Source organism: Pseudomonas putida (assembly GCF_001976065.1).
In the GTDB taxonomy this organism is placed as follows: Bacteria; Pseudomonadota; Gammaproteobacteria; order Pseudomonadales; family Pseudomonadaceae; genus Aquipseudomonas; species Aquipseudomonas serbica.
The window spans coordinates 1,018,932-1,042,609 of record NZ_MNAH01000002.1 but is presented as its reverse complement, the minus strand read 5'-3'; the positions used below and the strand labels follow the sequence as shown (position 1 = coordinate 1,042,609).

Here is a 23,678-nt window from a genome sequence, read left to right as displayed (position 1 = left end):
GCAGCAGCCGTGAGTCGTTGGCCAATACCGTCGGCAGCTTGGGCAGCAGCGTGCCGAGCTTGAGCGTGCTTTTGGAGGCGCGCAGCTTGGCGGTCAGGCCCAGTTCGCCGTATTCGTCCTGGGCACCCTTGCGTGTGTCGCTGTGGCGTTTGAGCAGGCCGGAACCGGCGCGATCGGGGCTGGAGTCGAGTTTTACGCCGAGCAGGCCGATGGCGTCGAAACCGACGCCGACCAGACCTTCGGTAAAGCCAGACTCATAGCGCAGCAGCAAGCCCTGGGCCCATTCCTCTTGTTTGGATTGGGCTGCGTTGGTCTGACGATAATCTCGGTTGAAGTAAAAGTTGCGCAGTTCCAGGCTGGCTTTGCTGTCTGCGAGGAAGCTTGCGTGGACTTGGGAGGCCAGGCTGCTGCCGGCCAGGAACAGGATGATGAGGGTGGGTTTCATTGCTTGTCTCTTGTTATTAGAAGAAGTGTTGTTATGAGCAAGCCGATCCCGCACTGATCGGGGCCAGTGGCGGGAAGGCTCGTTGAAGGTGCCCTGCGCCAGGCGGAGCAGGGGGGAGTAAAAAAGCGCGACGCTAAGGGGCGCACTCGCGCTCGGGGCATAGACCCGTAAAACGGCAGCGCTAGTGACTGCTGGCCATGGCAGCGCCCAGGCCGGTCTGGGCGCGGACGAACTGATCGGCATAGGCAGCGCGTTCACGGTCGGCGCGCTCGCTGCGGTCCAGCCTGGACACCACCACGATGACCAGGAAGGCTAAAGGCATGGAGAACAGTGCCGGTTGGTCGTAGGGGAAGATCGCCTGGGCGTGGCCCAACACACCGACCCACACAGACGGCGAACCGATGACCAGCGCCAGGGCGCTGACCAGGCCGGTCAAACCGCCATAGAGGGCACCACGGGTGGTCAGGCTACCCCAGTACATGGCCATGATCAGTACAGGGAAATTTGCAGAGGCGGCTATGCCGAACGTCAAACCGACCAGGAAGGCAATGTTCTGGCCCTCGAACAGAATGCCCAGGGAGATCGCGACAATGCCCAGGCAGACAGTGGCAATGCGTGATACGCGCATTTCCTGCTTCTCGTCGGCCTTGCCCTTCTTCAGGACTGAGGCGTACAGATCGTGAGAAATCGCCGAGGCGCCGGCCAGGGCCAGGCCGGCAACCACGGCCAGGATGGTGGCGAAGGCTACGGCGGAGAGGAACCCGAGAAACAGGTTGCCGCCCACCGCCTTGGCCAAGTGCATGGCCACCATGTTGCCGCCGCCGATCATGGCGCCGCCTGGCTTGCCGTCGACGTAGTACTGCGGGTCAGTCCCGACGATGACGATGGCGGTATAGCCCAGGATGCAGACCACGAGGAAGAAGAAGCCGATGAACACCGTGGCGAACAGTACTGATTTACGCGCCTCCTTGGCATTGGGCACGGTGAAGAAACGCATCAGGATGTGCGGCAGGCCGGCGATGCCGAAAACCAGGCCAAGGGACAGTGACACCGCGTTGATCGGGTCGGCCAGCAAGGTGCCCGGGCCCATGATCTGCGCGCCGCTGGCATGCACTGCAACAGCTTGGGCCGACAGCGTCTCGAAGCTGAAACCGAAGCGGCTCAGGGCCATCAGCATCAGGGTCGTGCCGCCCGCCAATAGCAGTACGGCCTTGGTGATTTGCACCCAGGTGGTGGCGAGCATGCCGCCGAAGATCACGTAGACCAGCATCAGCAAGCCGACCACAACCACCGCCGTGCGATAGTCGAGGCCGAACAGCAGCTTGATCAACTGGCCGGCGCCGACCATCTGCACCACCAGGTAGCAGCACACCACCGTCAACGAGCCGAGGGCGGCGAAGCTGCGCACGCGCGTCTGATCCAGGCGGAAAGAGACAATGTCGGCGAAAGTGTAGCGGCCCAGGTTGCGCAGGCGCTCGGCCATCAGGAAGGTGACGATGGGCCAGCCTACGAAGAAGCCAATGATGTAGATGAAGCCGTCATAGCCCCTGGTGAACACCAGGCTCGAGAGGCCCAGCAAAGTGGCCGCCGACATGTAGTCACCAGCGATAGCCAGGCCATTCTGGAAACCGGTGATACCGCCACCGGCGCTGTAGAAATCGGCAGCGGAGCGTGTACGGCGGGACGCCCACCAAGTGATCAGCAAAGTGGCGAGGACGAAAACGAAGAACATGCCGATGGCATGCAGATTGAGCGGTTGCTTCTGCGCGGTGATGGTGTCGGCGTTGACCAGCAGGGGGCAAAGGGCGAGGAGGGCGGGCAGGCGTTTCATGCGCGGGTCTCCTGAAGGATCTGCGCGCTGAGCGCGTCGAAGCGTGTGTTGGCGGTGTGCACGTACCAGGCGGTGAGCAACCAGGACAGCAAGATGATTGCCACGCCAATTGGCATACCGAGGCTGAGGTGACTGCCGTCGTACAGTGGCAAGTGCAACCAGGCAGGGGCGAACGCCACTACCATGATGAAGCTGTAATAGACGGTCAGGACTGCGCCGCTCAGTGACCAGGCCAGCAGCGCGCGCTGGCGAGTGAGGTGCTGGAACTTGGGATTGGCCCTGACTTGGGCGCAGGTCTGGACATGGTTCGGATGGTCAATCGTCATAGTGAGGCTCCGCTTTTAATTGTTGTTGTTTGCCGGCCTTTTCAGGGGCGTACGGGTACCCGGGCGACGACCCGATGCGGGACATCGCCTGAATGCTGCTGGAGTCATTGCTGCCCTGGCGATCTTCCGAAGGCGAGGGAAGGTTGAAATGCCATGGGTGTGGCGCCGAAAGGTAACCCGCCGTATGAGCCCTCGGCGGGGGCGAAAATGGCAGTGATTGCGCTGCCGTGCAGATGCCTTTTTCGGCTTGAAAGCAGTGTTTTTACCCTGCATCCAGGCCGTTGGCCCTGTTTGAAATCGGGGCTTTTCCGGTTGAGAAACGATGCTGGTCAAGCCAGGCTGAATGCGAGTATATGTTGGCTAATTTCCAATAAGAATTGGCGGAAAAGCCTGATGAATATGCAAAAACGCACAACGCAATCTCACGTGAATTGGGACGATATGCGTTTCTTCCTCGAGGTCGCCCGCGCTCGCACCGCGAGTGGCGCAGCACGTCGTTTGGGGGTGGATTACACCACGGTGTCGCGGCGCATCCGTGCCCTTGAGCAAAGTCTTGGCGCGCTGCTTTTCGAGAAGTCCCGAACTTCGGGATTCGTCATGACTGTCGAGGGGCAGCGTCTGATCAGTCACGCTGAAACACTGGAAAGTACGCTACTGGCAGCTTGCGGGGAGGTTTCGGGAACCACCGGGGGGCTCGCCGGGCACCTGCGCATCGGCTGTACCGAAGCCTTCGGCTCCTGCTTCATCACCACGCAGATGAGTCACTTCATCATTCACTATCCGCACATCTCCGTGGACATTTTGCCGGTTCCGCACTTCGTCAACCTGTCACGGCGCGAGGCGGATATTGCCATCACCCTGGAGCGGCCTGAGCGCGGACCGTACGTGTGTTCGCGTCTGTGCGACTATCGCTTGCGCCTGTATGCGACTCCAGAGTACCTGGCCAATCATCCGCCGATCACCCGTAGCGAGGATCTGGCGAGTCACCCGTTCGTGACCTATGTCGAGGATCTGGCCTTCAGTTTCAAGCTGCTCTACCTGAACGACCTGCTGCCCGGCGCACAAAGCCGCCTGCGCAGCACCAGCGTAGTCTCCCAGTACCATGCGGCGCTGGAAGGGCGTGCGTTGGCCATCCTTCCCTGCTTTCTCGCGGGGCCCGACCCGCGCCTGTGTGAAGTGCTGCCGGACCAGGTGGAGGTCACTCGACAGTTCTGGATGTACTACAGCGAGGATCTGCGCAAGCTCAAGCGGATCACCCTGGTCGCCGACTACCTGCGCGCCTGCGCGGAACTCAATCGTTCGCTGCTGATGGGCGAGACGCGCGCGATGGCTTACCTGCCGTCACCTTGAGGTCTCACTGACCGATCCGGACGCCCGCTCCATGATGATGCGCGGCACCGAAATCGTTGGTTACAACGTGCAGACAGCGATCGACATGCAGCACCGTCTGATCGTCGCGCACGAGGTGACCAACGTCGGTTCCGACCGCGACAGCTAAACGGTTTTGACTGCCAAAGCTTTTTGCCGGCGATACAGGATGGTCGTCGCCGTGAACCCGCACACCGCCGCGAACATCAGCCAGTAGGCAGGTGATGCCTTGTCACCGGTGGCCTGGACAAGCAGCGTCGAGATGGCCGGGGTAAAACCGCCAAACACCGCGGTGGCCAAACTGAAGGCCAGTGAAAACCCGACCACCCGCACGTTCTGTGGCATGACTTCGGTCAGTGCCGCGACCATGGCGCCGTTGTAAATGCCAAAGAAGAATGAGAAGTACAGCAGAACAGCGAGCAGTCGTTCGAAACTCGCCGCCTCGGCCAGCCAGTGCATGGCGGGATAGGCGGTGAAGATGCACAGCAACGATATCGCCAGCAACAGTGGCCGACGGCCAATGCGGTCGGAGAGGGCGCCGCCGATGGGCAGCCAGATAAAGTTGCTGATACCGACCAGCAGTGTGACCGCCAGGCTGTCGGTGGTGCTCAGGTTCAGTACTGTCCTGCCAAACGTCGGTGTGTAGACCGTAATCAGGTAGAAGGTGGTGGTGGTCATGGACGCCAGCAAGCCGCCCGCCAGTACGGTGCGCCAGTTGTCACGCATCGAGCGAAACACTTCGCGAGTGGTTGGACGATGGCTGCGAGCAGTGAAGGCAGCGGTTTCTTCCAGTGAGCGGCGAATAATGAAAATGAACGGGATGATCACGCAGCCAATGAAGAACGGAATACGCCAGCCCCAATCGGCGATCTCAGCGGCTTGCATCGTGGCATTGATCGTGTAGCCCAACGCCGCCGCGACGACGATCGCCACCTGTTGGCTGGCCGATTGCCAACTGGTGTAGAAACCGGTGTGCCCGGGGGTGGAAATTTCCGCCAGATACACGGAAACACCGCCCATTTCCGCGCCGGCGGAGAAGCCCTGGAGCAGCCTGCCCAACAACACCAGAATCGGTGCTGCCACGCCGATGGTGGCATAGCCCGGCACCAGGGCGATCAATACGGTACCGGCGGCCATGATCGACAGCGTCACGATCAGCCCCTTGCGACGGCCCACCTTGTCGATGTACGCCCCCAGCACAATGGCGCCTAACGGACGCATGAGGAATCCGGAGCCGAAGACCGCGAAGGTCATCATCAACGAGGCAAACTCGCTGGTGGCTGGAAAGAAGGTCTGGGAGATGTAGGTCGCGTAGAACCCGAACAGAAAGAAGTCGAACTGCTCGAGAAAATTACCGCTGGTGACCCGCAAAATGGCGCCCAATTTGGACCCCTTGGCTCGGGTTGTTGCCGTTGTCGTTTTCATCATGGCTACCGTTATGCTCACTATTGTTTTTGGAATGAGTGCTTTAAGCGTCAGTCGCTGCCGGCGTTGATCGGGTTGGGTTGACGCTTCTCGATGGCGTGTTTGAGCAGCGCTGCGCTGCGGAAGATTCCGTGGGCGAATTTGCTGTAGGGCATGGTCAAGAAAAACGCCATGACCAGGCCGAGATGGATAGCCAACATCAAGCCCAAGGCGCTGGTTTCGCGCAAAGCCAGTAGCGCCAGGCCGCTTGCGCTGACCAGAAACAGCAGGGCAATGAAGCCGCGATCCATGGGTTTTTGGTTCTCATCGCCGTGCGCAGGGTTGCGACGCAGGTTCAGCCAAAGCAGACCCGCCGGGCCGATCAACAGGCCGATGCCACCGGCAATCCCCAACATCACCGGCAAGCTGAAGACCGGATAAGGCGCCGACCACTTCAGCAGATAGTGAAAGAGCGTGGCGACACCGGTGGCGGCCAAGCACAGCATGAAGCCGTAGAAGGTGAGGTGGTGGAATCGGCGGCGCCACAAGGTGAATTGATCGTCGGCGTTGTTGCAGCCTTCGCCATGGCCGCCGTCCAGGTATTTGAGCTTCGCGACGTTGGCCGTAGCCTCCAGTGCAGCGGACGTTTTCAACGGCAGTGGCGTTGCGACCGGTGAAACGTTGCGCCAGAAGCGCCGTACCCCCATGGTCAGGGCAAGGACCGCAAAGCCGAACACTGAGCCGAACATCAGCGCCAGGGTGTTATGCGGGAAAATCCTGTAGAAGTTGCCCCCGGGAATGGCCGTGAACAGGTTGCCCATGAGCATCAGGGTCAGGCATAAAAACAAGGCCAGTCCCCCACCGGAAGCCAGCGCCAGGGTCAGGCCGTTGCGCTGATACAACCTGCCCATCACGGGCGGCCAGGCGTATTCGGCGTAGGTATCCAGGCGCACTTTGGCCATGGCTTTGGGAATGTTGACGTCGAATTCGTGTGGGGCGGCGTACTGACAGGCGTGCAGGCACGCGCCGCAGTTATGGCACAGGTTCGCCAGGTAATGGATGTCGGCCTGAGTGAATTCCAGGCGCCGGGTCATCGCCGGAAATACCGCGCAAAAGCTTTCGCAATAACGACAGGCATTGCAGATAGTCATCTGCCGCTGGACTTCACTTTCGTCAAGGTTCAACACCGGGATCAACCCGCCCGACGCTTGGGGATCAAACAGTTGCATGTCGAGACTCCGTGTTTGCAGATGAAACGCCAAAGCCCACCGAAGCGGCCGCCTGCACACCGGCGATGCGGCCAAACGCGGTACCGATGGCCATGCCGATGCCGGCGGTGTAGCCCTTGCCCAGAACATTGCCGGCCATCATTTCTCCCGCGACGAACAGGTTGGGGCTCGCCTTGCCGTTGAAATGCACGGCAGCGGTTTCGTCGGTGGCGAGGCCGAGGTAGGTGAACGTGACACCCGGTTTAAGCGGGTAGGCGTAGAAAGGTGGTTTCACCAATGGCCGCGCCCAATGGGTTTTGGCGGGCATCAGTCCTTGGGTGTGGCAGTCGTCCAACGCCGTGTGATCGAACGTGCCAACGCGGCAGGCGCTGTTGTAGTCCTCGACCGTCTTGACGAATTTTTCTTGAGGCAGCTTCAACTGGCGGGCAAGGTCTTGCAGAGTATTGGCGGTGGTGCCGGGAAAGACCGGCGGCATGAAGCGGCCGATGGCTTGTTGATCGATGATCGAATACGCCTGCTGACCGGGTTGTCCGGCCACCAGACGTCCCCAGATCGCATACCGTTTTGGCCAGAAATCCTCACCTTCGTCGTAGAAGCGTTCGCCATCACGATTGACCACCACACCCAGCGATACGCAGTCGATTCGGGTGCAGATGCCGCCGTCGTAGAGTGGCGCACGGGCATCAATCGCGACCATGTGTGCTTGCGTCGGATCGCCGATCACATCGGCGCCAAGGTCGAGCATGCGCCGTAGCAAAATGCCGGTGTTGAATCGGGTGCCCCGGATCAGGAAATTGTCCGATGGCCATTCACCGCGTTCGTTCTGACCCCACGCTTCGCGCAGCCACTCTCGGTTGGATTCGAAACCGCCGGCCGCCAACACGCAGGCCCGGGCTTCAATGCGTTCGGCGGCGAAACGCTGACCATCGATCTCATGTTCGCCCACATGGGCGGCGACGAATTTCCCCTCATCCAACTCGATGTCGGTCACTTGCGCGTTGTAGCGAACTTTTACACCCAGGCGCTCGGCGCTGCGGAAATAGGCATTGACCAGCGCTTTGCCGCCGCCCATGAAAAATGCATTGGTCCGTGCCACGTGCAGCGCGCCGGACAGCGGTGGCTGAAAATGCACGCCGTGTGAACGCATCCAATCGCGGCAAGAAGACGATGCGCGAATGGCAATGCGTGCAAGCTTTTCATTCGTAAGGCCACCGGTGACCTTCAGCAGGTCTTGCCAATATTCTTCTTCCGGATAGGCATCGATCAGCACGTCCTGCGGTTCATCGTGCATGCACCGCAGGTTACGGGTGTGTTGGGAGTTGCCACCGCGCCAGATTTTCGGCGAGGCTTCCAGCAGCATCACGCTGGCGCCCGCTTCTCGCGCCATCAGCGCGGCGCACAAGGCAGCGTTGCCACCCCCTATGATTAAGACATCGATCATTATCGCTCCTCGATTTGCAAGGAAGCGGGAACGAAGTGCTCCTTGCGAGTGGGGAGAACGATAGGGTGGGGAAGGAATGGTCGAAAGGCTGCTTTTGACGCGGGGTGTTTAGTTTTTCTAAAGGCTTGGTCGTCAGGTGAAGGAGGATGACACGTCTACCCCTTCTATCCACGTAGCGCCAGGCCATTGTCTGTCGACGACCAGCTGTCGCGCCACATCGACGATGACCAACCGCGTTGCCAGCGCCGCCGGAGAAAGTTCGTCGTCAGCCAGCGTCGCCAGAAGATTACGCCGGCCCACATGGGGATCGGCAATCCTGATCACTGAAAGTCCGGACCTGTCCTTCAATGCAGCGGCCGCCCCCGGTTGTATCGTTGCTGCATGACCTGCCCGAACGGCGTTCATCAACACAGCCAGACCGTCGACTTCCATAATGACATTGGGTGTTAGCCCGACCCGCTCGAACGCGCTCATCAATGCCGTGCGCAATCCATGTTGCGCGCTGGGCATCACCAGCGGCAGGCCGCCAAGGTCGGCTAACTGCACGCTTTCACCAGAAGGCGCCTGTGGCAGGCTGGGCGAGGCAATGACAAAGAGCTTTTCATCCAACAGAGGCGTCACGCTCCAGCGTTTACCCCCTTCGAGCTGGAACAGGATGGCCAGATCAATTTGCCGTGCGTTGAGTTGCGCCGCCAAGTGGCCGGATAGCATTTCCACCAAATGCAGTTGTATGTCCGGATAACGCGCACGCATTGCGTTGATCAACGGCAACGCGAGCACTGTTGCGGTAGTCGGCGGCAAGCCGACGCTGACATAACCGCTCATTCGCCCGCGATGAGCGGCCATGATGGCATTTTCCGCCTGGCGTAGCGTCAATTGGGCATGGTGTAGAAACGCAAATCCGGCGCTAGTGGGTGTCACGCCGGTAGAGGTTCGATTCAGGAGGCGGGTGCACAGTTCGCTTTCCAGTTTGGAGATTTGCTGACTGAGGGCTGACACGCCAACGTCCAGTTCAAGTGCCGCACGTCCCAGGCTGCCAAGCTCGATGATTTTTACGAAATAGCGCAGTTGTCTCAATTCCAATGTGGCGGCTCCTCGCGAATCTGTTATTCAAATACCTGAACGTTTGCCACGCAAGTTACCAGGCCCGAAGAGGCAGCATTGTCGCAGGTTTGGGTTGATCGTTAAGCGCGTGCGCGTCGTCGAGGACGGGTAGCCGTTGACTCGAAGGTGTCATCGACACTGTGGCCTGCGACCAGCTAGTGCTGATTATTAGATTATGTATGGGACTCGGAAGGAATGAGGAGGACCAGATCAGTATCGCCTACATCGACACCACCTTGTGACAGCAAAGTCGTAACTTGGCCTCGGTGATGGGTCTGGTGGTTGAAGAAATGCATGACCAAGCCATAAAAGTTCTTGTCAGCGGGGGTTCCATTCATGCTTGTGTAATTGAGCGTGTAATCCAGATCCGACTCTGTGATCGAGCGAGACCACTCGACAATTACCTGATCGAGCCAAACGCGATGTGCCGAAAGTTCTCGGATATTCGAGAGCAGTGACTGATCGAGGCTTTGGGGGGCAGGGAGCTGTCGAATCGGCTCCAGAGCCAAGTAATTCGCTGGGTGCTTGGCAAATCGCTTTAGCCAGATAGTGTCCCCGGCCACCAGGTGGTTCAACGTCCCGAGAATAGAACCAAAGAATGCTTTCCTGTCCACTGACAGCTCTTCATCTGTCAGGCTTCTGGCCGCCTCATAAACCTTTGCGTTCATCCAATCGTTATAGTTCGCCATCAGGCAGATATGGTTGGTGCGGCCCATCGTGTTCATCCTTTGAGTGAAAACCTGGCAAGCGATCCCCGCTCACCTGGGGGCCATTCTAGAGAAGGGCTTTTTGAATCGCCCCTGACTTGATAGACACGTGAGCGGCTGCTCGGCTCGATGGCGGCCACTCATGATTGGCCGCCATCCGCGTTCCAATCTTCGAAGGCTTGCATCATCCTGCACCTGGTCATCACATCGGCAGGTATCAAATGTTCGATTCGCAGCGACTCCACGGTGATGTCCAGGGGCATGCCGAAGGTAGTGAAGGTTGAGAGAAAGCTCAACTCTCCATCCGGGGTGCACACACGGGTCAGCAGCAAAGGGCTGGCAGCGGGTGTCTGCAAGGCAATGGCTGGAGCTGGCAGGTTGCGCAAGCGCTTTGCGAGCGCTGGATTGCCGACTGACTCTCTGGAGGCGCGCTGCCACGCAGCAGCGCGAATCTCCTGTGCATTGGCCAACCGATCACCGAGCCCGCCGGGGCAGAGCAGTGTTTCCAGCAGATTGAAACCTGGCGCCACGTCCTGCGCCACCCCCGCCATCGCCAACAGTAGCCCCGTGCTCACGTTCGCAGCAGTGATATCCCAGTTGCTGTCGATAACGATGGCAGGCGCCGGATTGTTCGCACGCAGGATGTGATCGATGGCCGTGTGGACCATTTCCAGGGCGGGTGCATCGAGCGACGTTGCGGCGTAGCGAGGCGCGTACCCAGCGGCAAGAAAGACTTCGTTGCAGTGATCCAGCGGCGCCCCAAGGGCCGAAAGTATGGCGTGCAAAGTACTGGTGCTCGCCTTGGCGCGGCCTGTTTCAACGCAACTGAGGTGGCGCTGCGAAACCCCGGCCATGAGTGCAAGATCGAGCTGGCTTAGCCCTGCCTGCCGACGCAGCTGGCGCAAGTGCTGGCCCGCCGATGTGGCTGGCGGGGGATGTTTATGATGGAACAGGTGATTGCTCATGCTTCGCCTTTGACGTCCTTGTGCCTGGCTTCAATGACCTCACAGGTCATTGAGCGCCAGCAACCCTACCACTACTGTGCCAGGAAACCCTACCAAGGACAGGACTATGGTACTTCGCCTCATTGCACTGGCATCGCTGGTGCTCTTTTCGATGTATACCGGCTGGACGATGCTCAATGCTGAGCAGTCGCTGTTGGCCTTTGGGCGTGAGCTGATTTCCCGACCTGACACTGCCCAGTTGGTCATCGACTTGTACCTTATGGCAGCGCTGGCCTGCATTGGGATGGCGAAAGACAACCGATCGCGAGGTGGTTCACTCATTGGCCTGCTTCCCTACCTGATACTGACTGCTGTATTCGTTTCCGTGGGGCCGTTGCTTTACCTCGTGGTCAAAGGCTCTGACAGGGCGCGCCAGGCATGACCAGTGCGATGACCGTCTACGCACTCTGCGTGGTTGTGCTGTTCCTCAAGATGTTCGCGATCTCCTGTTACCAGGGCTTCTTGCGCATACGCTTCAGGGCATTCACGAACACAGAGGACGCCGCCGTTTTCAATCGAATCGCTCGTGAAAACGAGCTTGCGCAAGTGACTCGCGCGGCAAGGGCCTGGACGAACGACCTGGAAAGCATTCCGGCATTCTTCGCGCTGGGCGGGCTCGCCATTGCCATGAATGCACCTGCTTGCATCACGGCATGGTTAAGCGTTGTGTTCACCCTCGCCAGAGTCCTGCACACGTTGGCATACCTCAAGGGCGTCCAGCCTTGGCGCACCCTGTTCTATGGTGTCGGGATCATGTGTCTCTTGGGCTTGTGCACGACGATCACCATTAACGTGGTGATGCCATGATCGGACGGGCCATGGCTTTGCGTTCGTTGACTGTAGGGAGGGCCCGATAAAGGGCGAGGGCGCCCTGGCACTCGGTCAATCACCGCGTGCCAGGCGGCGGGGCGGTGTCACGTGTTGCCAGGACCGAGTGGCAGCCTTGCCTGATGGATAAACCACCTCCACAGGCCCGGCTGCCATTCCACTGAACTGCCGGTTTCAGCGTTTGATCAAGGAAATCTTCGTCCCTTCGATACTGATCCCGGCCATCAAGCCTTGCTGGTCGAAGATGAACGCGTAGGCGTCGTCCTTCAGCGTTGAACTGGACAGGTTCTTGGCAACCCCTTCGTCCACCACGACCACCGTTGGCCCTACGCCGATTTCCCAGCCTTTGGTTTCGGTGATGTATTTCACTGCCTTGTCGGTCATCAGGAACACCACATAACCATAGGACTGGGCGCCTGCCTGCAAGCCCCAGGAGCCGCCGACCGAGTTGTAGTAGTCAACGGCTTTGTTGCCCTTGAACAAGACACCTTCGCCGTAGCTGCCGCCAAACACCAGGCCCGCCTTGATGATTTTCGGGAAGACCAGCACGGCCTTGGCTTTTTGCGAGATGGATTCGGATGTGGGGTTGGTCTTGTACAGCGTTTGCAGCGCTTGCCGGGAGTCGGTGTTGAGGTCCTCGGCAGTGGCGGCGCCTGCCGTGTTCAGGAAACTGGCCGATGCCAGCGCGGCAACCGCAAGCCAGGCCGTCAGGAACAACCGTATTGATTGAGTCATTTGCGTACTCCGATAAGGGAGCATTGGATGGCAGCAGTCAGCACCTGTTTCAGACAGGAACCGAACCCACTGAACGTTATCCGGCGCACCCTGGAATGTGTGGAATGCAAGCGTCGCGGCTGAGTGGTACAAGTGATCAGTTGCGATGCCATCACTTGTTGTGACCACTGAGTGATGGCGGCGTTCATCGCTGGCGTTCGCTTGGCATCAGTATTAGCAGCAAGGGCATCAAGCCTCGCTTGAAAATGCTTGTTTAAGCGTGTTCAAGGTTACTTCTTGAAAGCCACAGGACCGTGCGCCGTTGCCTACGGGACGGCCACACCGCAAACCCAGTAACCTGTCGATCCGCCCGAACAAACGGAATGACTATGTACAGCCGACCGCGACGCAGCGCCCCCACCAGAACGGCAGGGGCGCCAGGTGGGTCAGAGTTTCGGCAACTGCCCGATGCGGCCCATCATTTCGGTCACGATCTGCAGGTCGAGCAGGAACTGCTCAGTGGTCTTGAACTCGTTGTCGTTGTGACCGGTGTACTTGACGTCCGGCATGGCCAGGCCGAACTGCACGCCATTAGGTAGTTCATGCACCGAGGTGGCGCCGGCGGAGGTGCCGAACTTGTGCTGCATGCCGAGGTTTTCGCTGGCCACGGCGAGCAAAGCCTTGACCCATTCGCCCTCGGGGTTGCGGTACATCGGCTCGGCGATGGAGTAGTCCAACGCCGGGGCGATTTTGCTCTGCTTGCTCCAGGCATCGAGCTTGGTGGCAATTTCTGATTTCAGCGTTTGCGGCGACTTGCCCTTCGGCACGCGCAGGTTGACCGCGAGCTTGAAGGCTTTTTCATCCATCCCGACGTAGGTCAGGGAGGTGGTCAACGGGCCCATGAACTCATCGGAGAAGCCCACCCCCAGTTTGCCGCCCAGGTAGTCCAGCCCCCAGTTGTCGGCAGCGTAGCGCGCCGCGTCAGTGATGTGGTTGTGCTTGAGCGCGACCTTGCCGTCGAGGCTGTTGATGAAGTCGAGCATCCTGGCCACCGGGTTGACGCCGGACTCGGGCTCGGAGGAGTGGGCGGACACGCCGGTGACGGTCAGCTTGACATCTTTGCCGTCAACCTTGGCGGTGACCTCAAAGTTGCCGCCATTGCGCTTGGCGTACTCGGAGCCGGCCTTTTGCAGGCTGGCGGCCAGCTCGGCGGGTTTGTCTATCAGCAGGGTGGCGACCGAGGTCGACGGAATCTGGTTGGTAGCCAGGCCGCCGGTCATCGAGGTGATTTCGGCGCCGTTGCCCTGACCCTGGCGCTTGGCGAAGCTGGCCATGACGGTGCCATAGCCTTTCTCGGCGATCACCACCGGGTACCCGCCATCGAGCGCCAGGTTGTAGTTGGGCGTGGGGTTGCGTTGGAAATAGTAGGGAATGGCGTCGCCAGTGGTTTCCTCGGTGGTGTCGACCAGCAGCTTGAAGTTCCTGGCCAGCGGCAGTTTCTCTTCCTTGATGACTTTCATGGCGTAGAGCGCGACCACGATGCCGTTCTTGTCGTCCTCGGTACCCCGACCATACATACGGTCGCCAACCAGGGTGACCTTGAACGGGTCGAGCCGGGTGCCGTCCTGCAATACCCAGTTCTCTGGCGTCACCGGCACCACGTCGGCATGGGCGTGAATGCCCACGACTTCATCGCCGGTGCCTTCCAGGGAGATTTCATAGACGCGGTTGTCGATGTTGCGAAAGCTCAGGTTGAATGCCTGGGCCAGGCCCTTGATCTTCTCGGCGATCCTGATGAACTCGGGATTGTCGTGCTGGGCGACGCCGTCCACGCGCACGGTGGGGATGGCCACCAGTTCACGCAGGGTTTCGGTGGCCGCGCTGCCGTACTTGATCCGGGTATAGAGGCCAAGCAGGCGGTGGATTTCGTTTTGCTGTCCAGGCGTCAGCGTCTTGTTGTCCTGGAAGGCACTGATGGCCGGGCCGAGGTCAGAGGTTTTAGCGACATCGCTCTTGGCCAGGCTCGTCAGGAACTGCCGGAAATCGGTGACCGACTCATCACTGAAGGTCTTGAGGATGATCGCGCTCTGTTGCGGGGTGATGTTGGCTTGGGCAGCAGTGGTGAACGACGACAGGCTGGCGAACATCAGGGTGGCCGCGGCCAGGTGCTTGAGTGAAAAGTCCATTGCTGGAGGCATTCCTTTGCAGGTGGGTTTGTAGGAAATATCTGATCGTTTAATCAGAAAGATCTGCAAACTTACACTGCTAAGGGGGGATGGGGGAGCCTCTGAAGTGGGATCTGTCGCACAGAAATGCAAAAGCGGCGCAGAAACGAAAAAGATGTTTAAGGGTTGGTTGGTATTGATGGCGATGGGGCGTAAGGCGACATTTATGTCGTTTCTACCTCCGCTATCGCTGGCAAGCCAGCTCCTACACAGGAGCTTTTGTTGTGCGTTTGGGCGCGGGCTTGCGCTTGGCCGGCTTGCGTTTGTTTTTCCACGGCGTGGCACCGCGCCCGGCAGGGCTGGCCGGGCCGCTGATGGTCAGGCTCAGGCCGGCGCAGCGACTGACTTGCTTGCTCATCCAGGCCGCCTGTTTGGTGACGAACTCGTCCAGGCTCATTTCCCCGCTTTGCACCATGTCCAAGGCCTGCTCCCAGATAGCTGTGGTGCCCGGGTCGGCAATGGCGCGCGGGACGGCATCGATCAAGCTGAAAGCGGCCGGGGTCGCCGCCAGCGCCTTGCCGTTCTTGATCAGGTAGCCACGGTCGAGCAGGCCCTGGATGATCGAGGCGCGGGTCGCTTCGGTGCCGATGCCGGTGGTGTCCTTGAGCTTCTGCTTGAGCAAGGGATCTTCCACCAGCTTGGCGACGTTCTTCATGGCCTTGATCAGGTCACCCTCGGTGAACGGTTTGGGCGGTTGGGTCCAGAGGTCCTTGAGTAACACGTCGGCCACCGCGCAATCGAGCCCTTCCCTGAGGCTGGGCAGGGTTTGCGGGGCAGGTACCTCGCGGCCCTTGGCCGGCGCAAGGGCTTCGGGCAGGGCGCGTTTCCAGCCCGGTTCGACGATTTGCTTGCCAACGGCACGCAAGGCCTCGCCGGCGCAGTCGAAGTCGGCCTGGGTGCGATCGAATTCGTGATTGGGCAGGAACTGCGCCAGGTAACGGGCGCGGATCAGGGTGTAGACCGCGCGCTGCTTGCCCACCAGGCGATCGAGGTTCTTCGCCGCGGCGGTGGGGATGATGCCGTGGTGCGCGCTGACCTTGGCATCGTTCCAGGCCCGTGAACGGCGCTGGGGTTCCAGGTAGTCTTGCAAGGCGTCCAGTGCCGGGTCGGCCTGGCGCAGTGCTGCCAGGATGCCCGGTGCTTCGCTGTGCTGGCTGAGGGGCAGGTAACCGCAGTCGCTGCGCGGGTAGGTGATGACCTTGTGGGTTTCGTAGAGCGCCTGGGCGATGTCGAGGGTTTCCTGGGCACCGAGCCCGAGCTTTTTCGAGCAGACCTCCTGCAAGGTGCCGAGATCGAAGGGCAGCGGCGCCACTTCGCGCATGCGCTCGGTGCGCAGCTTGATGACCCTGGCGCTGTCGGCGGCGCGCATGGCCGCCGCTGCCCGTTGCGCCAGTGCCTGGTTGAGGCAGCGGTCCTGGTCGTCGCAGACGTCGGACGCCGCCCGCCATTGCGCGGTGAAGGTGCTGCCGTCGTGCAGCAACTGCACCTCGACAGCCCAGTAGGGCACGGGCACGAAGTCGGCGATGCTGCGATCGCGGTCTACCACCAGGCGCAGGGTCGGCGTCTGCACCCGGCCGACCGGTAACACGCCCTGGTACCCCGACTGGCGTCCCAGCAAGGTGAACAGCCGGCTCATGTTCATGCCGATCAGCCAGTCGGCCCGAGAGCGCCCCAGCGCCGAATGATAGAGGCTGAAGGTCTGCGCACCGGGCCGGAGCGCGGCCAGGGCCTTGCGGATCGAGGCATCGTCCAGCGCCGATAGCCACAAGCGCTGGATTGGCCCGCGATAGCGGCAATGTTCCACCAGTTCCCGGGCGATCATCTCGCCCTCGCGGTCGGCGTCCGTGGCAATCACCAGCTCGGACGCTTCGCCGAGCAGGCGCTTGACCGCCTTGTATTGACTGGCGGTGCGCGGCTTGACGGTCATTTTCCACTTGTCGGGAATAATCGGCAGGTCGGCCAGTACCCAGCGCTTGTAGCGCGCGTCATAGGCATCCGGCGGCGCGGTCTCCAGCAGGTGGCCGATGCACCAGGTCACCGTGACGTCCGTTCCCAGCCAGCAGCCATCACCGCGCCGCCGCGCGCCAAGCACGGCCGCAATGTCTTTGGCCTGGGAAGGTTTTTCACAGAGGTACAGCCGCATAACCACCATCGTCGATCAGTGTCCGGGAGGAGCACAGGATGGCGGGAGTCGCGCGCGAGAGCAATCATTATCTGTATGGATGTACAGCAAAAACGTTGCATCTGTTTGCCCGACCCGGTGAATCCGTTCGGCTGCGCAGCCGTCGCAGGCCGGCTACTTGGGTTATACCTGATAAACCGAGGTTTCCGGGGCGTCGTGCAGCCCTGCAGTTACAGGTCCATCACCGTCATGAGGTGCGTATTCCATGAAAAGCTCCGGTCCCAGCCCCGTCATCACCATCGCCGAGCAGCCCGGCTGCCTGTTGGTGAAATTTCACGGATTCCAGGTGGCAGCGACGTCTCGTGCGCTGGTGTTGCTGGAAGCCAATTACCCGCCGGTGTACTACGTGCCGCGCGAGGACATCGACGAGAAGTATTACGCCCGTACCGATCACACCAGCTATTGCCCGTACAAGGGCGATGCCAGTTATTTCAGCTTGCAGGTACCGGGACACGAAGGCGCTAATGCGGCGTGGAGCTATGAAAAACCCAAGGTGTCAGTGAGGCAGATCCAGGAGTATGTGGCGTACTATCCGGATCAGGTGACGTTTGAGTTGATTGATATTGACGAGTGAGATCGTCGGCATGCCGGAGAAGGCGGTCTTGAACCTTTCGCTCGTTTTTCGGGCCTCATCGCTGGCAAGCCAGCGCCTACAGTGGATCAGGTGCGGCCGTGGGAGCTGGGTTGGCTATCAGTCCGCCTTCGCCGGCAGTGGGTAACTACAGGCGAAGGCTCATTGGGTAAACGTCAGTTTTTATCCAGGTCGACGTTACGCGTCTCACGCAGGCACAGCAGCCCCACCACCAGGCTCACCCCGGTAATCACCACCGGGTACCACAGTCCGTAGAAAATATCCCCGGTATAGACCACCAGGGCAAATGACACCGTCGGCAGGAACCCACCGAACCAGCCGTTGCCGATGTGGTAGGGCAGGGACATCGAGGTGTAGCGGATGCGGGTCGGGAACAGTTCGACCATCAGCGCCGCCAGCGGGCCGTAGCACATGGCGGAGATGATGATCAGCGCGACGATCAATGCCACGATCATCGGCTTGTTGATCTGCTGCATATCGGCCTGTTGCGGGTAACCCACCAGGGTCACCGCGCCACGCAGGGCCGCTTCGTCGAAGCCGTCGATCTTAATGTCACCGACGCTGACCTGCACACCACTGCCGGCCGGGGCCGCTTCGCTCTGGTAAGGCAGGCCCTGCTTGACCAGGAAGGTCTTGACCTTGTCGCAGGGGCTGTCGAATTTCGCCTTGCCCACCGGGTCGAACTGGAAGGTGCAGGTAGCCGGGTCGGCCAACACGGTGATCGGGGCCTGGCGGCTGGCCTGGTCGATGGCCGGGTTGGCGTAGTGGGCCAACGTCTTGAAGATCGGGAAGTACAGTGCCGTGGCGAGCAGCAGGCCGAGCATCAGCACCGGTTTGCGCCCGACCTTGTCCGACAGCCAGCCGAAGAAAATGAAGAAGGGGGCGCCGATGGTCACACTGACGATCAGCAGGCCGTTGGCCACTGCGGGGTCCATTTTCAGGAACTGGGTGAGGAAGAACAGCACATAGAACTGCGCCGCGTAGAAGGTCACCGCTTGCCCGGCATTGATGCTGAACAGGGCGATCAGGACCACCTTGAGGTTGTCCCATTTACCGAAGGAGTCGCGGATCGGCGACTTGCAGAGTTTGCCTTCCTCTTTCATTTTCACGAACGCAGGCGACTCGTGCAGGCTCAATCGAATCCAGGTCGAGATGCCCAGCAGGACGATCGAAAACAGGAACGGAATGCGCCAGCCCCAGACTTCGAACTGATCGCCGGTGAAGTACCGGCAACCGAGTACCACCAGCAGCGACAGCAACAGGCCGAGGGTGGCGGTGGACTGGATCCAGCTGGTGTGGAAACCGCGTTTGCCGATGGGGGCGTGCTCCGCCACGTAAGTCGCGGCGCCGCCGTATTCACCCCCCAGCGCCAGGCCCTGGAGCATGCGCAGCACCACGAGGATGATCGGCGCGGCAATGCCGATGCTCGCGTAATTGGGTAGCAAACCGACACAGAAGGTGGCCAGGCCCATGAGCACGATGGTGGCGAGGAAGGTGTATTTGCGCCCGATCATGTCCCCCAACCGGCCGAACACCAGGGCGCCGAACGGCCTGACGATGAAGCCGGCAGCAAACGCCATCAGGGCGAAGATGAACGCCGTGGTGTCGTTGACCCCGGCGAAGAACTGCTTGCTGATCACCGCCGCGAGGGCGCCATAGAGGAAAAAGTCATACCACTCGAAGACCGTCCCGAGCGACGAGGCGAAGATGACTTTCTGGGTTTCCTGGCTGGTGCCCGCGCTGCGCACGGCTTCCAGGGGTTGAACGTGTTCTGACATATCGGTATCCCTCACAGTGATTGTTTTTGTTGTTCCACTGTCGGCGCTTTCCTTGTGGGCTGGCGCCGCTACTGTCGTTGTGTCGGATGTACGCATTTCCTGTGGGAGCGAGCCTGCTCGCGAAGGGCCTTGGAACGCCGCGTGGTGTCATGTTTCCAGCGTTATCGTTGGCGACCATCGCGAGCAGGCTCGCTCCTGCAGTGTCCGTGCTGGAGTCACGGATGTGTGACCAGTTCCATTGTCTCGGTGATGCTCCGTGTGGCGGGGTTGAGGATCATGTGTGCAGCCTTCTCCGCGATCATCAGCGTAGGCGAGCAGGTGTTGCCCGAAGTGATGCGCGGCATGATCGAGGCGTCGGCGATACGCAGGCCGGGGATGCCGTGCACGCGCAGTTCGGCATCGACCACCGCGTCCGCGTCGTTGCCCATCCGGCAGGTGCCGACGGGATGGAAGATGGTGGTACCGATCCGCGCGGCGGCTTCGTGCAGCTGTGCCTCGCTCTGCAGGCTGTCGCCGGGTAGATACTCAACCGGCTTGAACGGCTTCAGGGCGGGTGCGGCAACGATTCGCCGGGTCAGGCGAATGGCATCGGCGGCCACCCGCAAGTCCTCGGGATGGCTGAGGTAGTTGGGCTGGATCAGGGGCGCTTGCTGCGGGTTGGCGGACTGGATTTCCACCCGGCCACGGCTTTGCGGACGCAAGTCGCAGACCGAGGCGGTAAACGCCGGGAAGGCATGCAGCGGTTCACCGAACCGCTCCAGCGACAACGGTTGCACGTGGTACTCCAGGTTGGCTGAAGTCTGCTCCGGCCCCGAGCGGGCGAATGCCCCCAATTGACTCGGTGCCATGGACAGGGGGCCGCTGCGGTCATACAGGTAGCGCAAGCCCATGCCCATCTTGCCCCACAGGCTGCCGGCCATCTGGTTCAGGGTGCGGGCGTTTTCCAGTTTGTAGATCAGGCGCAGTTGCAGGTGATCTTGCAGGTTGCCGCCGACCCCTGGCAGTTCATGCACGACGCCGATGCCCAGGCGCTGCAGCAGCGGGCGGGGGCCGATGCCGGAACGCTGGAGGATGCTCGGTGAACCGACGGACCCGGCGCACAGGATGATTTCCTTGCGCGCCTTGAAGGTCCTGGCCTGACCTTGCCAATGGGCGCTGACCGCCCAGGCGCGAGCGTTTTCCAGGAGCACCCGGTCGACTTCGACGCCGGTCAGCACCGTCAGGTTGGGGCGCTGGCGTATCGGCTTGAGGAACGCCTTGGCTGCATTCCAGCGCACGCCTGCCTTCTGGTTGACCTGGAAGTAGCCACAACCTTCGTTATCGCCCTGGTTGAAGTCGTCGATGCTGGCGATGCCGCTCTGCTCGGCGGCGCTGCGGAAGGCATCGAGAATCGGCCAGGACAGGCGCTGGCGTTCCACTCGCCAGTCGCCGCTGGCGCCGTGGAAGGTTGATTCGCCGGCATAATGATTTTCGCTCTTCTTGAACAACGGCAGCACGTCTTGCCAGCGCCAGCCGGGGTTGCCGTCGGCCGCCCAGCCGTCGTAATCGCCAGCCTGGCCGCGCATGTAGATCATGCCGTTGATCGACGAGCAGCCGCCCAGGACCTTGCCGCGCGGGTAACTCAGGGTGCGGCCCTGCAGGCCGGGTTGCGCCTCGGTCTTGAAGCACCAGTCGGTGCGCGGGTTGCCGATGCAGAACAGGTAGCCCACCGGGATGTGAATCCACGCGTAATTGTCGCGACCGCCGGCTTCGAGCAGCAGCACCCGGTGCTGCGGGTTGGCCGACAGGCGATTGGCCAGCAAACAACCGGCGGGACCCGCCCCAACCACGATGTAGTCGAATTCATCAAGGGAAGCTTGCATCCCTGACCTCGCTTGTTGTTCTTGTTGGGATCCATCCTAGTTGTTAGCTTTCGTTTAAAGAATGTTAGTTTTTACCCAGCTGCTGTGCGTTTTTAAACAACGCTGACCTAAGGATGGATGATGTTCGACTGGAATGACCTGCGCTTCTTTCTCGAGCTCCAGCGTAGCGGGCGTTTGCTCACTGCCGCGCGCCGCTTGAACACCACCCATGCCACCGTGGCGCGGCACATCGAGGCCATTGAAAAGAGCCTTGGCAGCGCCTTGTTCGTGCAGCATGCCCAGGGCTACGAGCTGACCCCGGCCGGTGAAGCATTGCTCAAGCACGCCGAGGCCATGGAGAATGTCGCGCTGCTGGCGCAGGAAGAAATCACCCAGTCCACGGCGCCGCTGGGCAAGATCCGGGTGGGGGTGACGGAAGGGCTGGGCATCATGTTTCTCGCCAGCCGCATGAACGGCCTGTTCGAGCGTTACCCGGGGCTGGAAGTCGAGCTGGTGGCGGTGCCGCGTTTCGTCAGCATCCTCAACCGCGAGGCGGAAATCAGCATCCACCTGGAACGCCCGGCCGCCGACATGCTGGTCACGCGCAAGCTGGCCGACTATCGCTTGGCGCTTTACGCCAGCCAGGACTATCTCGACCGTTCGCCAGCGCTGCGCAATCGCGAAGACCTGGGGCGGCACGCCTGGATCGGCTACGTCGACGACTTGCTGTTCAGCCAGGAACTGATGTTCCTCAACAGCTTCTGCCGCAACCCGCAGGTGGTCTTCCACAGCACCAGCGTCATCGCCCAGCAACAGGCCGCACGCGCGGGCCTGGGCATCGCCGTGCTGCCGTGCTACATGGCCAGCGACGATCCCGCCCTGGTGCCGTTGCTCCCGCAGGAGAGCATCCTGCGCAGCTACTGGATCAGCACCCGCCGCGAGCTGCACAAGTCGGTGCGGCTGCGGGTGATGTGGGATTACGTGGTGGAGTTGTGTGAGCGGGAGCAGGAATTGTTGCTGGGGCCCAATCCTCTTCCCGGGGGGTGAAAATCCTGTGAGTGAGCCTGCCCATCTCTCTCGCTATACCCGGTCCTCTGTAGGAGCTGGCTTGCCAGCGATGGGGCCCGAAAGATCAACGCAATGTTCAAGGCCGCCTTCGCTGGCAAGCCAGCTCCTACAGTGGATCGCGTGTGGGCGCGAGAGAGATGGGCAGGCTGGCAGGCCGCCTTCGCTGGCAAGCCAGCTCCTACAGTGGATCGCGTGTGGACGCGAGAGAGATGGGCAGGCTGGCAGGCCGCCATCGCTGGCAAGCCAGCTCCTRCAGTGGATCGCGTGTGGRCGCGAGAGAGATGGGCAGGCTGGCAGGCCGCCATCGCTGGCAAGCCAGCTCCTGCAGTGGATCGCGTGTGGGCGCGAGAGAGATGGGCAGGCTGGCAGGCCGCCTTCGCTGGCAAGCCAGCTCCTACAGTGGATCGGGCCAGCCGTGAGAGCGATGGCGCCCGGAAGACCAACGCAATGTTCAGTAGCGCATCTCAACCCAGGATTTCGAAGGCGGTGCTCGCCAGCCGCTCCCCGTTCACCAGCACATGCACCGCGTGCTTGCCCGCGTAATGCCGGCGAGTGGTGAGTTCCTTGATGTGCTGGCCACGGGCGATGGATTGTGTCGCGTTGCCCGGCAGCGTCAGGGCCTTGAGCTTGAAGACCTTGGCCGAAGTGCTGCCGTTGGCCTTGACGTAATCGATGGCGTAGTCGATCACCAGGCGCTGGCTGTTGTGGGCCGTGGATTTGACCGCGAAGGACAAGGTGATTTTTTCGCCTAGGCCAATCACCGGCGGATTGACCTGTACATCGATGATCTGCACTTCAGGCTTGGCCCCCGCGCCGATGATCGCCAGGGCTCGCAAATTGCCCTGTTTGATCAGGCTGCGCAGCGCATGCCTGGCGATCCACGCAGTGTGTGGGTTGTCCAGCGACCAGCCCTCGATCAGGTCCAGCACCCACTCGGGATGGTCCTTGGTGATGTCGTTGAGGTGGTTGGCCACGGACTTGCGCACGTAAAGGCTGGGGTCGGCCTTGAGGTTGTCGAGGATTGCCGCCGCCAGGCGCGGGTCGGCCTGGATCTGTTCCAGGCGAAACGACCACGGCAGGCGCGGTCGGCTACCTTCGCTGGCGAGGCGCCGGACATGCTCGTTGGTGTCCAGTGACCAGTCATGCATCAGTTTCAGCGAGCGCTGCATATCGGCGCGCAGGAAGTGGCGGATGGCGAACTCCGAAGAACCGAACGCGGTGAAGTACTTGAGCGCCTCCATCGACAGTTCGAAGCGGTCGGCGCCATAGGTCGCCACGTAATGCGGCAGGCACATGCTGACAAAGCCACTGTTGAGGCGGGGGGCGAGTTCGCGCAATAGCGCAAGGGATGCTTCATACCCCGCTGGCAATACCGCGTGCAGGCATTCGCTGACGCGAGCCAGACGCTGCATCACCGACAACTCGGCCAGACCGTTGTTGGCCAGTTTCAGGAAACCCTTGGCATTGAAGCCGGGATACACCGCCGTCATCTCGGCGGCGATGTGCCGCAGGCGTTCGGCGTTGAAGATTTCCTTGAGCGCGGGGGATGTGTCGCCAGCCATGGTGTACTCCGTGTGGTTGTGGTTTATCG

20 protein-coding genes and 1 pseudogene are annotated in these 23,678 nt (G+C 60.9%); 6 read left to right on the top strand and 15 right to left on the bottom strand.

The window, feature by feature from the left end; translation table 11 throughout:
* The 3 genes from BKX96_RS11120 to BKX96_RS11110 all read right to left on the bottom strand — a co-directional run.
* A partial coding sequence (locus BKX96_RS11120) for an OprD family outer membrane porin (protein ID WP_143512413.1) occupies nt 1–445 on the bottom strand: 445 nt, incomplete at its 3' end.
* Between the two features lie 181 nt (nt 446–626).
* Entirely contained in the window at nt 627–2,276 is a 1,650-nt protein-coding gene (locus BKX96_RS11115) for a cation acetate symporter (RefSeq protein ID WP_077183866.1), read from the bottom strand.
* The gene (locus BKX96_RS11110; protein ID WP_046817378.1) at nt 2,273–2,602 is read right to left on the bottom strand and encodes a DUF485 domain-containing protein; all 330 of its coding nucleotides are present in this window, start codon (nt 2,600–2,602) and stop codon (nt 2,273–2,275) included. The genes BKX96_RS11115 and BKX96_RS11110 overlap by 4 nt, the downstream gene beginning before the upstream one ends.
* A 399-nt stretch (nt 2,603–3,001) precedes the next feature.
* Between BKX96_RS11110 and BKX96_RS11105 the strand changes: the two genes are divergently transcribed.
* Together BKX96_RS11105 and BKX96_RS33515 are read left to right on the top strand one after the other, a co-directional pair.
* Entirely contained in the window at nt 3,002–3,952 is a 951-nt protein-coding gene (locus BKX96_RS11105) for a LysR family transcriptional regulator (protein ID WP_046817479.1), read from the top strand.
* Nucleotides 3,951–4,094 (top strand): annotated as a pseudogene (locus tag BKX96_RS33515) (IS5/IS1182 family transposase); the annotation flags it as partial. The gene BKX96_RS11105 and the pseudogene BKX96_RS33515, both read left to right, overlap by 2 nt.
* A 2-nt stretch (nt 4,095–4,096) precedes the next feature.
* On the opposite strand, the gene BKX96_RS11100 reads toward BKX96_RS33515, so the two are convergent.
* The 6 genes from BKX96_RS11100 to BKX96_RS11075 form a co-directional block, all read right to left on the bottom strand.
* Nucleotides 4,097–5,398: an MFS transporter gene (locus BKX96_RS11100; RefSeq protein WP_046817379.1), complete on the bottom strand. Its 1,302-nt coding sequence runs from the start codon at nt 5,396–5,398 to the stop codon at nt 4,097–4,099.
* Nucleotides 5,399–5,445: 47 nt separating this feature from the next.
* Nucleotides 5,446–6,603 (bottom strand): tricarballylate utilization 4Fe-4S protein TcuB, encoded by a 1,158-nt coding sequence (gene tcuB, locus BKX96_RS11095; RefSeq protein ID WP_077183865.1) that lies wholly within the window; start codon nt 6,601–6,603, stop codon nt 5,446–5,448.
* Nucleotides 6,590–8,044 (bottom strand): FAD-dependent tricarballylate dehydrogenase TcuA, encoded by a 1,455-nt coding sequence (gene tcuA / locus BKX96_RS11090; RefSeq protein WP_077183863.1) that lies wholly within the window; start codon nt 8,042–8,044, stop codon nt 6,590–6,592. The genes tcuB and tcuA overlap by 14 nt, the downstream gene beginning before the upstream one ends.
* Before the next feature lie 132 nt (nt 8,045–8,176).
* Nucleotides 8,177–9,127, bottom strand: a complete 951-nt coding sequence (locus BKX96_RS11085) for a LysR family transcriptional regulator (RefSeq protein WP_077183862.1) — start codon at nt 9,125–9,127, stop codon at nt 8,177–8,179.
* A gap of 194 nt (nt 9,128–9,321) precedes the next feature.
* Nucleotides 9,322–9,864 (bottom strand): DinB family protein, encoded by a 543-nt coding sequence (locus BKX96_RS11080; protein WP_077183861.1) that lies wholly within the window; start codon nt 9,862–9,864, stop codon nt 9,322–9,324.
* Between the two features lie 131 nt (nt 9,865–9,995).
* Nucleotides 9,996–10,820 carry a helix-turn-helix domain-containing protein gene (locus BKX96_RS11075; protein ID WP_077183860.1) on the bottom strand — a complete coding sequence of 275 codons (825 nt, stop codon included), beginning with the start codon at nt 10,818–10,820 and terminating at the stop codon, nt 9,996–9,998.
* A gap of 106 nt (nt 10,821–10,926) precedes the next feature.
* Between BKX96_RS11075 and BKX96_RS11070 the strand changes: the two genes are divergently transcribed.
* Both BKX96_RS11070 and BKX96_RS11065 read left to right on the top strand, forming a co-directional pair.
* The gene (locus BKX96_RS11070) at nt 10,927–11,241 is read left to right on the top strand and encodes a DUF2834 domain-containing protein (RefSeq protein ID WP_077183859.1); all 315 of its coding nucleotides are present in this window, start codon (nt 10,927–10,929) and stop codon (nt 11,239–11,241) included.
* The gene (locus tag BKX96_RS11065; protein ID WP_077183858.1) at nt 11,238–11,666 is read left to right on the top strand and encodes an MAPEG family protein; all 429 of its coding nucleotides are present in this window, start codon (nt 11,238–11,240) and stop codon (nt 11,664–11,666) included. The genes BKX96_RS11070 and BKX96_RS11065 overlap by 4 nt, the downstream gene beginning before the upstream one ends.
* 195 nt (nt 11,667–11,861) lie before the next feature.
* Here BKX96_RS11065 and BKX96_RS11060 read toward each other — a convergent pair whose 3' ends face one another.
* The 3 genes from BKX96_RS11060 to BKX96_RS11050 form a co-directional block, all read right to left on the bottom strand.
* Nucleotides 11,862–12,422 (bottom strand): lipid-binding SYLF domain-containing protein, encoded by a 561-nt coding sequence (locus tag BKX96_RS11060; RefSeq protein WP_046817387.1) that lies wholly within the window; start codon nt 12,420–12,422, stop codon nt 11,862–11,864.
* A 425-nt stretch (nt 12,423–12,847) separates the two neighbouring features.
* A complete protein-coding gene (locus tag BKX96_RS11055) occupies nt 12,848–14,587 on the bottom strand; it encodes a dipeptidase (RefSeq protein ID WP_077183856.1) in 1,740 nt (579 codons plus the stop codon).
* A 244-nt stretch (nt 14,588–14,831) separates the two neighbouring features.
* Nucleotides 14,832–16,769: a DNA topoisomerase III gene (locus tag BKX96_RS11050; RefSeq protein ID WP_077183854.1), complete on the bottom strand. Its 1,938-nt coding sequence runs from the start codon at nt 16,767–16,769 to the stop codon at nt 14,832–14,834.
* A gap of 244 nt (nt 16,770–17,013) precedes the next feature.
* Between BKX96_RS11050 and BKX96_RS11045 the strand changes: the two genes are divergently transcribed.
* Entirely contained in the window at nt 17,014–17,382 is a 369-nt protein-coding gene (locus BKX96_RS11045) for a DUF427 domain-containing protein (protein WP_046817389.1), read from the top strand.
* A gap of 173 nt (nt 17,383–17,555) precedes the next feature.
* Here BKX96_RS11045 and BKX96_RS11040 read toward each other — a convergent pair whose 3' ends face one another.
* Together BKX96_RS11040 and BKX96_RS11035 are read right to left on the bottom strand one after the other, a co-directional pair.
* Nucleotides 17,556–19,178: an MFS transporter gene (locus tag BKX96_RS11040; RefSeq protein ID WP_077183852.1), complete on the bottom strand. Its 1,623-nt coding sequence runs from the start codon at nt 19,176–19,178 to the stop codon at nt 17,556–17,558.
* Nucleotides 19,179–19,393: 215 nt separating this feature from the next.
* On the bottom strand, nt 19,394–21,040 hold the full coding sequence (locus BKX96_RS11035) for a GMC family oxidoreductase (RefSeq protein WP_077183850.1): 1,647 nt from the start codon (nt 21,038–21,040) through the stop codon (nt 19,394–19,396).
* A gap of 120 nt (nt 21,041–21,160) precedes the next feature.
* Between BKX96_RS11035 and BKX96_RS11030 the strand changes: the two genes are divergently transcribed.
* The gene (locus tag BKX96_RS11030) at nt 21,161–22,066 is read left to right on the top strand and encodes a LysR family transcriptional regulator (protein ID WP_046817392.1); all 906 of its coding nucleotides are present in this window, start codon (nt 21,161–21,163) and stop codon (nt 22,064–22,066) included.
* Between the two features lie 485 nt (nt 22,067–22,551).
* Here the strand turns inward: BKX96_RS11030 and BKX96_RS11025 are convergent, their stop codons facing one another.
* Nucleotides 22,552–23,649: a DNA alkylation repair protein gene (locus tag BKX96_RS11025; RefSeq protein ID WP_046817393.1), complete on the bottom strand. Its 1,098-nt coding sequence runs from the start codon at nt 23,647–23,649 to the stop codon at nt 22,552–22,554.
* Between the last annotated feature and the right edge of the window lie 29 nt (nt 23,650–23,678).

Coding starts and splice junctions, on each gene's coding strand:
- BKX96_RS11115 (WP_077183866.1), bottom strand. CDS start 2,276: ATGAAACGCCTGCCCGCCCTCCTCGCCCTTTGCCCCCTGCTGGTCAAC.
- BKX96_RS11110 (WP_046817378.1), bottom strand. CDS start 2,602: ATGACGATTGACCATCCGAACCATGTCCAGACCTGCGCCCAAGTCAGG.
- BKX96_RS11105 (WP_046817479.1), top strand. CDS start 3,002: ATGCAAAAACGCACAACGCAATCTCACGTGAATTGGGACGATATGCGT.
- BKX96_RS11100 (WP_046817379.1), bottom strand. CDS start 5,398: ATGATGAAAACGACAACGGCAACAACCCGAGCCAAGGGGTCCAAATTG.
- tcuB (WP_077183865.1), bottom strand. CDS start 6,603: ATGCAACTGTTTGATCCCCAAGCGTCGGGCGGGTTGATCCCGGTGTTG.
- tcuA (WP_077183863.1), bottom strand. CDS start 8,044: ATGATCGATGTCTTAATCATAGGGGGTGGCAACGCTGCCTTGTGCGCC.
- BKX96_RS11080 (WP_077183861.1), bottom strand. CDS start 9,864: ATGGGCCGCACCAACCATATCTGCCTGATGGCGAACTATAACGATTGG.
- BKX96_RS11075 (WP_077183860.1), bottom strand. CDS start 10,820: ATGAGCAATCACCTGTTCCATCATAAACATCCCCCGCCAGCCACATCG.
- BKX96_RS11070 (WP_077183859.1), top strand. CDS start 10,927: ATGGTACTTCGCCTCATTGCACTGGCATCGCTGGTGCTCTTTTCGATG.
- BKX96_RS11065 (WP_077183858.1), top strand. CDS start 11,238: ATGACCAGTGCGATGACCGTCTACGCACTCTGCGTGGTTGTGCTGTTC.
- BKX96_RS11060 (WP_046817387.1), bottom strand. CDS start 12,422: ATGACTCAATCAATACGGTTGTTCCTGACGGCCTGGCTTGCGGTTGCC.
- BKX96_RS11055 (WP_077183856.1), bottom strand. CDS start 14,587: ATGGACTTTTCACTCAAGCACCTGGCCGCGGCCACCCTGATGTTCGCC.
- BKX96_RS11050 (WP_077183854.1), bottom strand. CDS start 16,769: ATGCGGCTGTACCTCTGTGAAAAACCTTCCCAGGCCAAAGACATTGCG.
- BKX96_RS11045 (WP_046817389.1), top strand. CDS start 17,014: ATGAAAAGCTCCGGTCCCAGCCCCGTCATCACCATCGCCGAGCAGCCC.
- BKX96_RS11040 (WP_077183852.1), bottom strand. CDS start 19,178: ATGTCAGAACACGTTCAACCCCTGGAAGCCGTGCGCAGCGCGGGCACC.
- BKX96_RS11035 (WP_077183850.1), bottom strand. CDS start 21,040: ATGCAAGCTTCCCTTGATGAATTCGACTACATCGTGGTTGGGGCGGGT.
- BKX96_RS11030 (WP_046817392.1), top strand. CDS start 21,161: ATGTTCGACTGGAATGACCTGCGCTTCTTTCTCGAGCTCCAGCGTAGC.
- BKX96_RS11025 (WP_046817393.1), bottom strand. CDS start 23,649: ATGGCTGGCGACACATCCCCCGCGCTCAAGGAAATCTTCAACGCCGAA.